This is a genomic window from Marinococcus tarijensis (assembly GCF_054971385.1).
Window position 1 is genome coordinate 1 of sequence record NZ_JBQOJA010000019.1, and the last position, 14,859, is coordinate 14,859.

23 protein-coding genes are annotated in these 14,859 nt (G+C 47.0%); 1 reads left to right on the forward strand and 22 read right to left on the reverse strand.

Translation table 11 applies throughout. The features are described 5' to 3' along the window. Positions 1-388: 388 nt before the first annotated feature. Complete coding sequence (locus ACTTK7_RS11295; protein ID WP_462868218.1) at positions 389-1,246, forward strand: HAD family hydrolase; 858 nt, start codon at positions 389-391, stop codon at positions 1,244-1,246. Positions 1,247-1,294: 48 nt separating this feature from the next. Here ACTTK7_RS11295 and ACTTK7_RS11300 read toward each other — a convergent pair whose 3' ends face one another. From ACTTK7_RS11300 to rpsH, 22 genes are all read right to left on the reverse strand, one after another. Further along, positions 1,295-2,347, reverse strand: a complete 1,053-nt coding sequence (locus tag ACTTK7_RS11300) for a P-loop NTPase (RefSeq protein ID WP_462868219.1) — start codon at positions 2,345-2,347, stop codon at positions 1,295-1,297. A 193-nt stretch (positions 2,348-2,540) separates the two neighbouring features. Continuing rightward, on the reverse strand, positions 2,541-2,933 hold the full coding sequence (rpsI, locus tag ACTTK7_RS11305) for a 30S ribosomal protein S9 (protein WP_091616686.1): 393 nt from the start codon (positions 2,931-2,933) through the stop codon (positions 2,541-2,543). Positions 2,934-2,953: 20 nt separating this feature from the next. Beyond that, the gene (gene rplM, locus ACTTK7_RS11310; RefSeq protein WP_322527231.1) at positions 2,954-3,391 is read right to left on the reverse strand and encodes a 50S ribosomal protein L13; all 438 of its coding nucleotides are present in this window, start codon (positions 3,389-3,391) and stop codon (positions 2,954-2,956) included. Positions 3,392-3,633: 242 nt separating this feature from the next. Continuing rightward, positions 3,634-4,371, reverse strand: coding sequence for a tRNA pseudouridine(38-40) synthase TruA (gene truA, locus ACTTK7_RS11315; RefSeq protein ID WP_462868220.1), 738 nt, complete (start codon positions 4,369-4,371; stop codon positions 3,634-3,636). A 19-nt stretch (positions 4,372-4,390) separates the two neighbouring features. Continuing rightward, entirely contained in the window at positions 4,391-5,188 is a 798-nt protein-coding gene (locus ACTTK7_RS11320) for an energy-coupling factor transporter transmembrane component T family protein (protein WP_462868221.1), read from the reverse strand. Continuing rightward, entirely contained in the window at positions 5,181-6,056 is an 876-nt protein-coding gene (locus tag ACTTK7_RS11325) for an energy-coupling factor transporter ATPase (RefSeq protein ID WP_462868222.1), read from the reverse strand. Before ACTTK7_RS11325 ends, ACTTK7_RS11320 begins: the two co-directional genes overlap by 8 nt. Positions 6,057-6,060: 4 nt before the next feature. Then, positions 6,061-6,864, reverse strand: coding sequence for an energy-coupling factor transporter ATPase (locus tag ACTTK7_RS11330; protein ID WP_462868223.1), 804 nt, complete (start codon positions 6,862-6,864; stop codon positions 6,061-6,063). 137 nt (positions 6,865-7,001) lie between these two features. Then, a complete protein-coding gene (gene rplQ / locus ACTTK7_RS11335) occupies positions 7,002-7,361 on the reverse strand; it encodes a 50S ribosomal protein L17 (RefSeq protein WP_022794495.1) in 360 nt (119 codons plus the stop codon). A 36-nt stretch (positions 7,362-7,397) separates the two neighbouring features. Then, positions 7,398-8,342, reverse strand: coding sequence for a DNA-directed RNA polymerase subunit alpha (locus tag ACTTK7_RS11340; protein WP_462868224.1), 945 nt, complete (start codon positions 8,340-8,342; stop codon positions 7,398-7,400). A 131-nt stretch (positions 8,343-8,473) separates the two neighbouring features. Then, positions 8,474-8,869 (reverse strand): 30S ribosomal protein S11, encoded by a 396-nt coding sequence (gene rpsK / locus ACTTK7_RS11345; RefSeq protein WP_022794492.1) that lies wholly within the window; start codon positions 8,867-8,869, stop codon positions 8,474-8,476. 26 nt (positions 8,870-8,895) lie between these two features. Continuing rightward, positions 8,896-9,264, reverse strand: coding sequence for a 30S ribosomal protein S13 (gene rpsM, locus ACTTK7_RS11350; protein ID WP_022794491.1), 369 nt, complete (start codon positions 9,262-9,264; stop codon positions 8,896-8,898). An 18-nt stretch (positions 9,265-9,282) separates the two neighbouring features. Then, positions 9,283-9,396 carry a 50S ribosomal protein L36 gene (rpmJ, locus tag ACTTK7_RS11355; RefSeq protein WP_084687350.1) on the reverse strand — a complete coding sequence of 38 codons (114 nt, stop codon included), beginning with the start codon at positions 9,394-9,396 and terminating at the stop codon, positions 9,283-9,285. A 70-nt stretch (positions 9,397-9,466) separates the two neighbouring features. After that, a complete protein-coding gene (gene infA / locus ACTTK7_RS11360; protein ID WP_022794490.1) occupies positions 9,467-9,685 on the reverse strand; it encodes a translation initiation factor IF-1 in 219 nt (72 codons plus the stop codon). Between the two features lie 3 nt (positions 9,686-9,688). Beyond that, positions 9,689-9,997 (reverse strand): KOW domain-containing RNA-binding protein, encoded by a 309-nt coding sequence (locus ACTTK7_RS11365; protein WP_022794489.1) that lies wholly within the window; start codon positions 9,995-9,997, stop codon positions 9,689-9,691. 250 nt (positions 9,998-10,247) lie between these two features. Then, a complete protein-coding gene (locus ACTTK7_RS11370) occupies positions 10,248-10,901 on the reverse strand; it encodes an adenylate kinase (RefSeq protein WP_022794488.1) in 654 nt (217 codons plus the stop codon). Positions 10,902-10,971: 70 nt separating this feature from the next. After that, the gene (gene secY, locus ACTTK7_RS11375; RefSeq protein ID WP_322527237.1) at positions 10,972-12,264 is read right to left on the reverse strand and encodes a preprotein translocase subunit SecY; all 1,293 of its coding nucleotides are present in this window, start codon (positions 12,262-12,264) and stop codon (positions 10,972-10,974) included. Further along, positions 12,264-12,704, reverse strand: a complete 441-nt coding sequence (gene rplO / locus ACTTK7_RS11380; protein ID WP_022794486.1) for a 50S ribosomal protein L15 — start codon at positions 12,702-12,704, stop codon at positions 12,264-12,266. The genes secY and rplO overlap by 1 nt, the downstream gene beginning before the upstream one ends. A gap of 35 nt (positions 12,705-12,739) precedes the next feature. After that, positions 12,740-12,925: a 50S ribosomal protein L30 gene (rpmD, locus tag ACTTK7_RS11385; protein WP_022794485.1), complete on the reverse strand. Its 186-nt coding sequence runs from the start codon at positions 12,923-12,925 to the stop codon at positions 12,740-12,742. A 13-nt stretch (positions 12,926-12,938) separates the two neighbouring features. Continuing rightward, a complete protein-coding gene (gene rpsE / locus ACTTK7_RS11390; protein WP_022794484.1) occupies positions 12,939-13,439 on the reverse strand; it encodes a 30S ribosomal protein S5 in 501 nt (166 codons plus the stop codon). A gap of 20 nt (positions 13,440-13,459) precedes the next feature. Then, complete coding sequence (gene rplR, locus ACTTK7_RS11395; RefSeq protein ID WP_298788702.1) at positions 13,460-13,819, reverse strand: 50S ribosomal protein L18; 360 nt, start codon at positions 13,817-13,819, stop codon at positions 13,460-13,462. Positions 13,820-13,864: 45 nt separating this feature from the next. Beyond that, positions 13,865-14,401, reverse strand: a complete 537-nt coding sequence (rplF, locus tag ACTTK7_RS11400) for a 50S ribosomal protein L6 (protein ID WP_462868225.1) — start codon at positions 14,399-14,401, stop codon at positions 13,865-13,867. A 32-nt stretch (positions 14,402-14,433) separates the two neighbouring features. Next, the gene (gene rpsH, locus ACTTK7_RS11405) at positions 14,434-14,832 is read right to left on the reverse strand and encodes a 30S ribosomal protein S8 (RefSeq protein WP_022794481.1); all 399 of its coding nucleotides are present in this window, start codon (positions 14,830-14,832) and stop codon (positions 14,434-14,436) included. Positions 14,833-14,859: the final 27 nt, after the last annotated feature.

Consider the following 14,859-nt stretch of genomic DNA (forward strand, 5'->3'; position numbering starts at 1 on the left):
GGCATCAGTGATGCCCTAAATGTGTTTCTTTTCTTTGGGGCTCTGGCTTGTCTTTCCTTTTCAAAGAACGATCTGCCGCTCAAAGCGACAATTAATATCATACCAAGTAGGTAAGTGAAAATCAACAACTTTTTAAGAAATTTATTATTTCCGTTTGCTGTTTTTTCGCTTCTCTCGGAAGCGCATGTACAAATATATCACCGTGGCTCTAAGTGGTCAACAATTTTTTATAATTTCTTTTAAAAAATGCAGAAATAAATTAACGTATAATTAGCTATTGCTTCCATAAGACCTTTTATAGGCCTTTCCTTTGCATTCTGATTACTAACTGCTGCTGATTTTATGCTATTCTAGTGGTATGTAATGGAAGAAAGGAGAGAATTGAACGTTGGCCGATATCCATTGGAATGATAAAGAATTATTGATTTTTGATCTGGATGGCACTCTATATGAGGATACTGAGCACTTTGATTATTATGCTGAACGGCTGGCTGCTTTTATTGAAAACAAAGACCGGCCTGCGTTTTTCTCCGAGTACGAAGCTGTTCAAAACGGTGAACGTGATCTGCAGATAGGTACAGCATATGATGCAGAAAACGACCGGATTCTCTATCTCGACCCGGTCACCACCCAACCAGTAAGAGTCGTCAATTGGAGCGGGAGAGAAATAAAACCTTCTGTTTGGGCGGAAGAGTATAAAAACCTTTCTTTTGACTTTAACAAAAAAATAGCTATCGGGGACGGGTGGTGGACGCCGCATGCCACTGCCAGACATTTTGGAGTTTCGAAAGAAGAAGCCTACGCCGCTTATGTGGAAACAAAAACATATATGTCGTCTGAAGCCTTCCAGCTTTCCCAGACCCCTTCGCTTCGGTCCGGCCTGCAATGGCTTCAATCTAATGGAAAGCAGATGGTGTTAGTCACCAACAGCGACGAAGAAGATGCAGAGTCCATTTTACAGCAATTAAACCTTCACGATCTGCTTCCTCCCTACACCAGAATTACTTCCGCCAACAAACCGGCAGAAACGAAAGCTCATTACGAACAATTATTGGAGGAGTACCGGGTGAACCCCCAGGAAACGATGGTCATCGGGGATAACTTAATGAATGATGTGATGCCAGGCGTTCTTCTCGGGATTGAAGGTATTCACATAGGCCCCTTAACTGATTCTCCTTCTAAATATATTTATACCGTTCCCTCTCTCCAACAGCCGATGGAAGAGCTCATTCAATATAATAAATAGAAAGAAGCCGCCTGCAGATATCTGCGGGCGGCTTCTGTTTATTGACTGCTATTCAACAGGCACTTTATTCATAATAGTGGACGCCAATTCATCATAAAGCTCACCGATTGGATGTTCCGGCTGATAAACAGACGGAGCAAATACGCTGTCGTCTTCAAGTGGCTGTCCCAATGGAATGCGGCTGAGAATTCCAACCTTTAACTCATCAGACAGACGGTCTGCCCCGCCCTCGCCAAAGACATATTCCTTCTCACCGCTTCGGCTTTCATAATAAGCCATGTTTTCAATGATTCCCAATACACGGTGGTTGGTTTTGATCGCCATTGCTCCGGCACGGGCTGCTACGAATGCTGCCGTCGGGTGCGGCGTAGTAACAATGATTTCCTGACTTTCAGGCAGGGTAGTGTGAACATCGAGTGCCACATCCCCTGTGCCTGGCGGAAGATCCAGCAGCAGGTAATCAAGGTCGCCCCACTCCACTTCGTTAAAGAAGTTGTTCAGCATTTTTCCGAGCATCGGGCCTCTCCATACTACCGGAGCGTTATCCTCCACAAAGAATCCCATCGAAATGACTTTAACGCCGAAACGCTCTACCGGATAGATTCGTTCATCCTGTACCTTCGGCCGTTCTTCAATGCCCATCATGTCCGGTACGCTGAAGCCGTAAATGTCTGCGTCGATAATACCTACTTTTTTTCCAGCACGGGCCAGCGCCACAGCTGTATTTACTGTAACCGTGGATTTACCTACTCCGCCTTTACCGCTTGCAATGGTAATAAACTGAGTTTTGTTATCCTCGGATAAAATTTTCGGCCCTTCTTCCCCTTTTAACCCTCCGGCTTTTTCTACTTCTTCGGGTTCAAGAGTCTCGAAGCGGAGTCCTACTGAGTCAGCCCCGGCCTCTTTGATCGTATCCACTACCTGCTGCTGCATCTGCATCTGTTCGGGAGTACCAGTCTTTGCCAATGCTATTTTTAAACGCACCTTGCTGTCATCTTTGACACTGATACTGCGGATGCCGCCGGTTTCAACAATCGGCTTGCCCAGATCAGGATCTTCTATGGACTGAAGTGCTTCGCGCACCTGTTCTTCTGTAATCACATTGCACACCTTCCTTCTCTAAACTATAGCTGTCACTATTGGAAACATTCCATATCTAGCATACCGTTTTTAAGAAGCATATTTCAAACGTTTACAACTAAAACCTGCTGTTTTTCTCTATATACAAGCAAAACAGATAAAAAGAAAACTCCCTCTGCTGAATGCAGAAGGAGTTTTCGGGTGAAGAGATGAATTAACGCTTCGAGAACTGTGGCGCACGACGTGCTGATTTGAGACCGTATTTTTTACGTTCTTTCATACGTGCGTCACGAGTCAGGTAGCCTTCAGATTTCAGTGTAGGACGGAAATCCGGGTCTACTTTCAAGAGAGCACGCGCTACTCCGTGACGAATAGCACCAGCCTGGCCGGTGAAACCGCCGCCTCTTACAGTTACTTTAATGTCATAAGAACCTTCCGTGCCTGTAGCAGCGAGTGGCTGTTTTACAACAAGCTTCAAGGTTTCAAGGTTGAAATACTCGTCGAGTTCACGGTCGTTTACAGTGATTTTTCCATCGCCTGGCTCAAGAAAAACTCTAGCCGATGAGTTTTTCCGGCGTCCAGTACCGTAATATTGTACTTGTGCCAAATGTAGTCCCTCCTTTTATTTTAACCGCGCAGCTGCAGTTCTTCTGGTTGTTGTGCGTGGTGCTTATGCTCTGGGCCTTCGTATACGAATAACTTCTTGCCTTGTTCGCGACCAAGAGTATTTTTTGGAAGCATGCCTTTAATAGCAATTTCGAGCATTTTTTCTGGTTTCTCACGGCGCATGTCGTCTGCGCGTGTAGATCTCAGTCCACCCGGATAACCGCTGTGACGGTGATAATACTTTTGAGAAAGCTTTTTCCCGGTCAAGTGGATTTTTTCTGCATTAACAATAATCACGTTATCCCCAACGTCGATGTGCGGGGTATATTGTGGCTTTGTTTTACCGCGAAGGATTGCAGCGACTTCACTGGCAAGACGTCCGAGTGTCTGGCCTTGTGCGTCTACTACGTACCATTTGCGTTTTACGTCGCCTGGCTTAGCCATGTATGTCGTACGCATAGTTGTTTCCCTCCTAAATCAATTCTCTGCCGATTATATCATCGATCATTTGTCATATTTACGCTCATCATTCCGTATCCCGGGGCAGTGGGACGTGAAATGCCAAATAACATCGTATAATAATAGGGGCCAAATGTCAATGTTAAAACACCAGGAAACGTTGTTTTTTTATAATCAATTTTCTTCGAATCCAGGTACGCTCTCAGCTGACCTTATAGGCTGTTAAAGCAAGGCTTTTTCTGTCAGTAATTCACTTTCCAAAGATACAGCCCGTGGCCGGGAGCGGTATTGCCTGCAGCTGCCCGCTCTTTTGCTTCAATAATGGACTTCATTTCTTCAGGGGAGCGGTTTCCCTTCCCTATTTCCAGAAGCGTTCCTACAGCAATACGAATCATATTATACAAAAAGCCTGATCCACGAAACGTAAACCACAGCTCTTCCCCATCGAACGCAGCATCCGCTTTATATACCGTGCGGGTTTTTTCCTTTACATCGGTATTGGCGGCGCAAAAGGAGGAAAAGTCGTGCTCCCCTTCGATGTAGCGGACTGCTTTCTGTACAGCTTCAACGTCCGTAGGATATGGGTAATAAAAGGCATGGTTCCGGCGGAACACATCCCGTTCCTTACGCAGCAGCACACAATACCGGTATTCTTTTTCCACCGCGTCAAAACGTGCGTGAAAATCCCCGGCGGCATATGCGGAATGCCAGACGTGGATATCTTTTGGCAGAAAGGACTCGAGGGCCTTTCCCCATTTGTGCTCCGGCAGCTGCAGCGGAGAATCAAAATGAAAGACCTGGCCTTTTGCATGCACGCCCGAATCTGTCCTCCCCGAAGCGTGAACCGGCACATGAACACCTTTATGCATTTTTTGAAGCGCCTCCTCGATTTCTCTCTGGACAGTCCGGCGTCCCGGCTGCACCTGCCAGCCTTCAAAAAACGTACCATCATATGCTACTGTTGCTTTCACTCTCGGCATTAGACTCTCCCCCTTTCGTTTACTGGCGTAAAAATAATAAAATAACTCCAAACACCGCAATCAGAAAACAGCATAAAGTATCTCTCCAGCCCCACACGAGCAGACGAAGCTTTGTCCGGCCTTCTCCTCCGTTATAGCCACGGGCTTCCATCGCATAGGCCAGATCCTCCGCCCGGCGGAAGGCACGTACAAATAACGGCACCAGGAGGGAGACGAACGCCTGCATCCTGTCCCGCATAGAGCCTTTGTTAAAATCAGCGCCACGGGCCGTCTGGGCTTTAATAATTTTTTCCGTTTCCTGCAGCAGCGTTGGAATGAACCGGATCGCAATCGACATCATCATCGCCACGTCGTAGGCAGGAAACTTAAAGCGCTCGAGCGGGGAAAACATTTGCTCCAATGCGTCTGTAAGGTCAATCGGACTCGTTGTCAGCGTTAAGAGCGATGTAAAGTATACGAGCAGGAGCAAGCGAAGCGAAATAAACAGCCCCTGGCGGATTCCTTCTTCATAAAACGAAAATACACCAACCGAAAAAAGAATATCGCCCTCTCTTGTAAAAAAAGCATGCAGAAAAAATGTTAATATCACTAAAATAAATACCGGAAACATGCCTTTACGGATATACCGAAATGGGACTCCGGAAAGAAAATAAACGGCTATCGCCGCCGCTCCGAAAAGCGCGTATCCGTTCCAGCTGTTCACAAGAAAAATGACGATGATCAAAAATAATACGGCGGCAATCTTTGCCCGGGGGTCCATATGATGAAGAAAGGAGCGCCCCGGCAGGTACTGTCCGATTATGACATTTTCAAACATGCGGCACCTCCCCGTTCTGAACCGCCTGCTCCCAGTAGTCGGCAGCTTCTGCCGGAGAAAGCTTATAATGCGGGAATCGGATGCCGCTGTCCCGTTCAATCTGCTGAAGCACCTGTACCTGTTCGGGGATATCCAAATCCATTTCCCGCAGCTTTTCCCGCTGGGCATAAATCGCTTCGGGCTCTCCCTGCATTCTGATCTCTGCATCGTCCATCACATACATGTATTCCGCAAATGCAGCCGCCTCTTCCATTTGATGCGTAATCATAATCGTCGTCGGCTGATACGCACGCTGCCAGTTCATAAAAAGCTCCAGAATTTCTTTTTGCCCCTGGGGGTCGAGCCCCGCGGTCGGTTCGTCCAGGATAAGAATATCCGGGTTGGTGGCAAGCACACCGGCTATTGCTACCCGACGCATCTGCCCCCCGCTCAGCTCGAACGGCGAGCGCTCCAGCAGTGTTTCACTGAGCCCGACCTGCTGCAGCAATTCGGGAAGCTTCTTTTGTATCTCTGCTACCTCCATTCCTTTGTTTTTCGGTCCGAATAATAAATCTTTTTCGACAGTTTCCTCAAACAGCTGGTGCTCGGGATACTGAAACACCATCCCCACGTGACTCCGAACCGTTTTGACCATTTTTCGTTTTGTCCTGGCCTCCAGCCGGTGATCTCCTACAGTTACCACGCCGGCGGAAGGCTTCAGCAGTCCGTTGATGTGCTGTACAAGTGTCGATTTCCCGGAGCCGGTACGCCCTATGACAGCTGTCACGGAAGAAGAGCGGAAGCAGGCATTTATGTTTTTGAGTGCCAATGTTTCAAACGGCGTTTTTTTCATATATACATGGCTTACGTTTTGAAAGTTCACATCCATGCAGCTACTCTCCTTCAACCATGGTACGGAGCGTACGTATCTCGATTCTCCGCTTCTTTGCTTCCCGGTAAAGCTGATATTTATACGGCAGGGGCATCCCTTCTGCCTCCATCCACTCCAGCTGGTCCGGAATGCTGGCCGTTGTTACATCTTTTTCAATTCGCCCTGCTTTCATAAACCAGATACGGTCGGACATGAAGGCTTCTTCGAGGTAATGGGTGATCGATACGATAGTGATCCCCGATTCCCGGCACAGTCGGTTCATTGTTTCCAAAATTTCTTTTCTGCCATTCGGATCAAGCATCGAAGTGGATTCATCAAACACCATCACCTGCGGACGCAAAGCAAGAATTCCGGCTATGGCCGCCCGCTGCTTCTGGCCCCCGGACAGGCGATGAGGCTCCATATGTAAAATATGCCCGATATTGACCCAGCGGCTGACTTCATCAATACGTTCAAGCATCACTTCGCGCGGAATTCCGGCGTTTTCCATCCCAAAAGCAATGTCATCCCGGACTGTCGGCGCCACAAACTGATGCTCCGGGTTTTGGAAAACCATGCCGACTTCCCGACGAATCATCTGCAAAGACGCCTCGTCCGTTGTTTTTTTACCCAGCACAAGCACTGCCCCCCCGGTTGGCTGGGCCAGGCCGTTAAAGAGACGGGAGAGTGTCGATTTTCCCGAACCGTTGGCTCCTATAATCGAAAGCCATTCCCCCTGATCGATTTTTTTATTTAATCCTTTCAACACCTTCCCGCTGCTCTCTGCATATTGGTATTCAAGATCCTGGAGTTCGATAATCGCCATGCCCTCTCCCCTCCCTTTAATGTTCGATTTTTGCATAGAAAAAAAGCAAGACGCAGTCTTTACAGACATCGTCCTGCCTCTTTTACATGTAACCTTCATTTGCAAATGAAAGAAATGTATAAACGAGGACTTCCCGTTTATACAAGTTCGATGATAGCCATTTCAGCAGCGTCCCCACGGCGCGGTCCGAGTTTCAGTACGCGCGTGTAGCCGCCCTGGCGGTCTTCGTAACGAGGACCGATTTCAGAGAACAGCTTCTGAACAGCATCCTGGCCTTCTTCGTTAGCTGTTTCCTTGCGAACAAATGCAGCTGCCTGACGGCGGGCGTGCAAATCTCCACGTTTTCCAAGAGTAATAATTTTTTCTGCGATCGGCTGTACTTCCTTCGCTTTTGCGTGAGTTGTTTCAATCCGGCCGTTAATAATGAGGTCGGTAGTCAAATCACGAAAGAGCGCTTTTCTTGCCGAAGTGTCGCGTCCAAGCTTTGAGTATGGCATTACAATTCCCTCCTTTGATCAAACAAATATTTATGATTAGTCCTCTTCGCGCAAGCCGAGGCCGAGTTCACCGAGCTTTTCCTGAACTTCTTCCAACGATTTGCGTCCGAGGTTGCGGACTTTCATCATATCTTCTTCTGACTTCTGCGTCAGCTCCTGCACAGTATTGATGCCTGCGCGTTTCAGGCAGTTATAAGAACGGACCGAAAGATCAAGCTCTTCAATTGTCATTTCAAGCACTTTTTCTTTTTGGTCTTCCTCTTTTTCCACCATAATCTCCGCATTCTGTGCCTGGTCGGTCAGGCCGATAAAGATATTCAAGTGCTCATTCATGATTTTTGCACCAAGGGATACCGCCTCTTCAGGACGGATGCTACCGTCTGTCCAGACATCCAACGTTAACTTGTCGTAGTTGGTAATCTGTCCGACACGGGTATTTTCCACCTGGTAATTTACACGCTCGACCGGCGTATAAATAGAATCAATGGGAATGACACCGATTGGAAGGTCGTCGCTGTTGTTTCCATCAGCCGGGACATAGCCGCGTCCGCGATGAGCGGTAAGGCGCATATGCAGGTTGGCGTTTTTCGATAAAGTAGCGATGTGAAGATCCGGATTCAGAATTTCCACGTCGCTGTCGTGCGTGATATCGCGTGCAGATATTGTGCCTTCACCCTGCACATCCACTTCAAGCACTTTTTCATCATCAGAGTACACCTTTAAAGCGAGCTTTTTCAAATTCAAAATAATGGTCGTTACGTCTTCAAGTACGCCTTCAATCGTAGAAAACTCGTGAAGAACCCCATCGATTTGAACAGTAGAAACCGCTGTTCCCGGTAACGAGGATAAAAGAATACGACGCAGGGAATTCCCCAGGGTAGTACCATAACCACGTTCCAATGGTTCAACAACAAATTTGCCAAACTTGGCATCTTCGCTCACTTCGACCGCTTCAATGTTAGGCTTTTCAATTTCGATCATTTGTTTGCGTACCCTCCTTCAAACGTCGTACATCCGGCAGCCGGTGCCGGAAAGTAAGGAAAACAGGAAAGCGAAATGCAAAAGCACCTCTTCCAGCCTGTCTCCTTTGCAATGGTCATGTTCGCTTTCAGTTATGCACGTGGACGTTTTGGCGGGCGGCACCCGTTATGAGGTACTGGTGTAACATCACGAATAACCGTAACTTCTACACCGGTTGCCTGAAGGGAACGAATTGCAGCTTCACGTCCAGCTCCTGGACCTTTCACTGTAACTTCTACGCTTTTCAATCCGTGTTCCATTGCAGCTTTGGTTGCTGTTTCTGCAGTCATTTGAGCTGCGAAAGGAGTGGATTTACGGGAGCCTTTAAAACCAAGCACTCCAGCGCTTGCCCATGCGAGTGTGTTCCCCTGCACGTCGGTAATGTTTACAATCGTGTTGTTAAACGTCGAGCGGATATGAGCCACACCTGACTCTATATTCTTGCGCTGACGGCGTTTACGTGGTGCGTTCGACTTTGCTTTTGCCATAATAGGTAACCTCCTTTATGAATAAATTATTTACGTTTGTTTGCTACGGTACGACGCGGACCTTTACGGGTACGGGAATTGTTCTTCGTGTTTTGTCCGCGAAGCGGCAGTCCACGACGATGACGGATTCCACGATAGCTTCCGATCTCCATCAAGCGTTTGATGTCGAGGGACGTTTCACGGCGAAGATCCCCTTCTACCGTATGGTTGTTATCAATAGCCGTACGGATACGGGCGAGCTCGTCTTCTGTTAAATCACGCACACGGGTGTTCTGGTCAACATCAGCTTCGTTCAGAACCTGAACTGCAAGCGATTTGCCGATGCCGTATACGTAAGTGAGTGAAATAGCAATACGCTTATCACGCGGAATATCTACTCCTGCAACACGTGCCATGCGGGCACCTCCTTTTTATTATCCTTGTCTTTGTTTATGCTTCGGGTTCGAGCAGATTACCATTACCGAACCTTTACGGCGAATAACTTTACAATTGTCACAAATCTTTTTAACGGAAGCTCTTACTTTCATTTTCCATTTACCTCCTTCACTGCATGCATGCCATGCATTGGTAAGAGTGCTCAAGAATGAACTTGCGGGTCTATTTGTAGCGGTACGTAATACGTCCGCGGGAAAGATCGTACGGTGAAATTTCTACAGTTACTTTATCACCAGGAAGAATCCGGATAAAGTGCATACGGATCTTACCGGAAACATGCGCTAAAATTTTGTGTCCATTTTCAAGCTCAACACGAAACATAGCGTTTGGAAGAGGCTCGACCACCGTACCTTCCATTTCAATAACATCATCTTTAGCCATGAATTAATTCTCCTTTTCAAATAAGGCTTCTTGTTCAAAAAAGGTGTAAAGAGCGTGCCGGATTTTCGCGTTAGTCACTCGGCCGGTTTCTATTAAACTCGACTGTACTTCCGGTGAAATATACGAAAGCAATTCTACGTGGGACGTGTTTTTCTTCTTTCCCCGATCGAACTTTCGTCTTTCCCCGTCCGCCAGCATCAGAAACTTATCATCCAGCACATCAATTACTACCGCGTACTGACCAGCTTCGCGCCCCCGGGTCACTCGAACGATTTGTCCCAGATCGGGTCGCCTTGACTCCGAATCTTTCATGCATGCATCCTCTTTTCCTTAGGCTTCGTTAGGATTTAGCAACCTGAAACCGTAATAAAAGGCCCAGGCTGTCCAACCATCGGAGAGGGTGTATACGTGTTTGCTCTAGGCAAATTCAGTGTACCCCTAAAATGATGGTATTGCATCATGTTCCCGGATCGTATCGATGAGATTCACGTTACTTATGAAACGATTCTGCCACATCGCACTTCCCGTATTATAACGAGTTCCCGACCCGTTTTACAAACAATCATGCACGAAGGTCTTTCAAGAGTGCTTCAATGTCATGAAATACTTTATCTATATCCTGATCTCCATCGATGTTACGGAGATATCCTTTTTCTTCATAGAAATCAATCAGCGGCTGCTGCTGCTCAATGTTTACTTCCAAACGGCGCTTAACCGTTTCCGGTTTATCATCATCGCGCTGAACGAGTTCACTTCCGTCTACATCATCAATACCTTCCTGCTTCGGCGGATTGTAAATCACGTGATAAGTCCTGCCTGAAGAAGGTGAAACGCGACGGCCGGTAAGACGTTCTTCAAGTTTTTCTTTTGGAACATCGATGTTCAGTACGTAATCGAGCTGCCTGCCCATATCCGCCAGCATTTTTTCCAGTGCACCGGCCTGAGCCGGAGTTCTAGGAAAACCATCGAGCAAAAATCCGTTTCGGCAGTCTTCTTTCTGCAAACGTTCTTCAACAATACCGTTTGTGACTTCGTCTGGAACTAAATCACCAGCATCCATGTAAGACTTTGCCTGTCTGCCAAGCTCGGTCTCTTCTTTAATGGCTGTGCGGAACATATCCCCAGTAGAAATGTGGGGAATATTGTATTCTTCACTAATTGTTGCAGCCTGCGTGCCTTTTCCAGCACCCGGCAGCCCCATCAATATCAGATTCACGCTATCTCCTCCAACGACTATTTTACCCGAAGGGAAGCGGCATAGGCGAGCTTCGTCTTCGAGGCCAATTCTATTTAATGAAACCGCGATAGTTCCGTTTAACTAACTGGCTTTCTACTTGCTTCATCGTTTCCAAAGCAACCCCTACAACGATTAGAAGGCCTGTACCGCCAATTTGAATCGACTGTGGGAGACCCATCTGTGTGATGAAAAAGACTGGAATGATGGCAACCACGGTTAAAAACAGGGCTCCGACGAATGTAAGCCTGTAGAGCGTCCGTCGGATGTACTTTTCAGTGGCAAAACCTGGGCGTATGCCAGGAATGTAGCCACCCTGCTTTTTCAGGTTCTCCGTCATTTGTTCGGGATTCACCTGCACAAAGGCATAAAAGTACGTAAACGCAATGATTAAAGCTGCATATACGACCATTCCTATAGGCTGCGTATAATCAAAGTTATTTACAATCCAGTTGGCAATCGCATTCTCTTCTCCAATAAAGCTTGCTGCTGTTGGCGGAAAAATAAATAAAGCCAAAGCAAAAATTACCGGGATAACCCCTGCAGCGTTTACTTTTAAAGGAAGGTGTGTCGACTGGCCGCCAACCGGGCTCCGTCCAACAGTTCGTTTTGCGTATTGAATAGGAATTTTGCGCAGCGCCTGCTGTACAAAAATGACGCCTACAATAATAGCAAGAACTGCTACTGCCAGAAGCGCTATAGTGATAATGCCTATATATAACTCTCCGCCAGCATCCTCGATCTGCGTCGCATAAATTTGGTTGATTCCATTAGGAATACCCGCCGCAATACCGGCAAAGATCAGGATAGAGATACCGTTCCCCACACCTTTTGCAGTGATTTGCTCACCAAGCCACATTAAAAAAGCCGTGCCGGCTGTCATTATCAACGCAATAAATATATACTTTGCAGCATTTGGGTCCGGAATAAGCCCTGGAAAATAGTTGTTAAATCCAACAGACATTCCAAGTCCCTGAACAAACGCAAGAACAATAGTAAAGTAACGGGTAAACTGATTAAGCTTCCGTCTTCCTGTTTCTCCCTGCTTTGCCCATTCCGAAAATTTAGGCACAACATCCATACGAAGCAATTGTACCACAATTGAAGCGGTAATGTATGGCATGACGCCCATCGCAAATATGGAATACTGCGACAGCGCCCCGCCTCCAAACGTGTTTAAAAAGCCAAATGCACTTGCCTCATCAGAGAAATTTAGCACCTGGCGGTTTGTTCCAGGCACCGGAATAAAACTTCCGATCCGAAATATAATCAACATGGCTAAGGTGAACAACACCTTGTTCCGAATGTCACTCACACGAAACATGTTGATAATCGTGCGGAACATTAGACCACCTCGGTTTTTCCGCCTGCTGCCTCAATTGCTTGCACTGCTGAAGCAGAGAACTTGTTCGCGTGCACCTGAAGCTCTTTCTCCAACTTGCCGTTGCCTAAAATTTTCACGCCATCTTTATACTTGCTGATTACGCCTTTTTCAAGCAACGCTTCTGGAGTCACTGTTGTACCATTGTCGAAGCTATTGAGCGTTTCCACATTAACAATAGCGTACTCTTTACGATTAATATTCGTAAAGCCGCGCTTTGGCAAACGCTTGAAGATAGGGTTCTGCCCACCTTCAAAACCTGGACGTACACCACCGCCGGAACGGGCGTTCTGCCCTTTTTGTCCGCGGCCGGAAGTTTTGCCGTTGCCGGAAGCCGGCCCGCGGCCTACACGGTTACGCTGTTTGTTTTTGCCTTTTGCAGGCTGAAGTTCGTGGAGTTTCATGCTGCCACCTCCCTGTCATTTAGGAATGAAATTTATTAGTTCAGTTCTTTTACCGTCAGCAGGTGAGCTACTTTGTTCACCATACCGCGGATTGCAGGATTGTCTTCTTTTACTACCGTACGGTTGATTTTATGCAAACCAAGTGTACGAACTGTAACACGTTGTTCTTCCGGGCGCCCGATCATGCTGCGGGTAAGGGTGATTTCCAATTGTTTGGCCATTTGCTTTCCCCCCTTATCCTAACAATTCTTCGACGCTCTTACCACGCAATTTAGCTACTTCTTCAGCTGTTTTCAAAGAAGTTAATCCGTTGATAGTAGCGCGAACCATGTTAATAGGATTGTTGGAACCGAGAGATTTCGACAGAATGTCCTGTACGCCGCCAAGCTCTAAGATGGCACGTACCGGTCCTCCAGCGATTACTCCAGTACCTTCAGATGCAGGCTTCAATAGAACGTTTCCTGCGCCGAAGTGACCAGTGATTTCGTGTGGAATAGTTGTGCCTACGATCGGAATCTGCACAAGGTCCTTCTTAGCGTTTTCTACCGCTTTACGGATCGCTTCTGGTACTTCAATAGCTTTTCCCTGGCCAAAGCCGACGTGGCCGTTGCGGTCTCCAACTACTACGAGTGCTGCAAAGCGGAAGTTACGTCCACCTTTTACAACTTTTGCGACACGATTGATGGTTACAACACGTTCTTCAAGCTCCAGTTTATTCGGATCAATACTTTGCATTCTTGTCCCTCCCTTACTTTTTAGAATTTTAGTCCGTTCTCGCGGGCTGCTTCAGCGAGTTCTTGAACACGGCCGTGATAAACAAATCCACCCCGGTCAAAAACGACTGTGTCATAGCCTTTTTCGGTAGCACGCTTGGCGAGAGTTTCCCCGATTTTACGGGCTGCCTCTTTATTGCCGCCATTTTCGATTCCGGAATTTTTCTCCATTGTCGATGCTGCTGCCAGAGTCACTCCTGCTTCGTCGTCAATCAGCTGCGCATAGATATGCTTTGCAGAACGGAAAACGTTCAGACGAGGACGTTCTGGTGTGCCGCTGATTTTACGGCGGATACTCATATGGCGTTTCTTACGTTTTTCATAACTTGTTGCTTGAGCCATCGTACAGTTCCTCCTTTCGTGCTTGTTGCGATGTTAATTAACCGATTATTTACCCGTTTTACCTTCTTTGCGGCGAACCTCTTCACCTTCGTAGCGGATTCCTTTGCCTTTGTAAGGTTCAGGAAGACGCACAGAGCGAATGTTGGAAGCTACTGCCCCAACGCGTTCTTTATCAATACCGCGGACGGTTACTTTCGTGTTGGAAGGTACTTCAATATCGATTCCTTCCTCGGAAACAAATTCTACCGGGTGGGAGTAACCAACGTTTAACACTAACTTCTCACCAGTCTTCTGCGCACGATAACCTACGCCGACGAGCTCGAGGTTCTTTTCGAACCCTTTTGTTACACCTTCTACCATGTTGTTTACAAGGCTTCGGGTCGTACCATGAAGCGAGCGGTACGTTTTATTGTCAGAAGGGCGTTCAAAAGTCACTTCCGACTCTCCAATATTCACAGTAATAACCGGGTGAAGATCACGGCTCAATTCACCTTTTGGTCCTTTAACTGTAACTGTATTTCCGTCTTTAGCGATTGTGACGCATTCTGGAATTTCGATTGGTTTCAGGCCAATACGAGACATATTGCACACCTCCGTTCTTTATAACGATTTTATTACCAAACGTATGCGAGTACTTCGCCGCCAACGTTTTGTTTTCTTGCTTCTTTATCAGACATAACGCCTTTAGATGTAGAAATTACTGCGATACCAAGTCCGCCCAGCACTTTAGGAACCTCGTTGGATCCTGCATAAACACGGAGACCTGGTTTACTGATACGTTTGATACCGGAAATGACTTTCTTGTTTTCCGTACCTGCTTTTAAGAATAAGCGGATCATTCCCTGTTTTTTATCATCAACATATTCAACGTCGCGGATGAAACCTTCCAGCTTGAGGATTTCAGCGATTTCTTTTTTGAGATTCGATGCAGGAAATTCTACTTTTTCGTGGTTCACCATGTTTGCGTTGCGGATACGAGTAAGCATATCAGCAATCGGATCTGTCATGACCATTTGAATACCTCCCTCCCAGTTACGGGG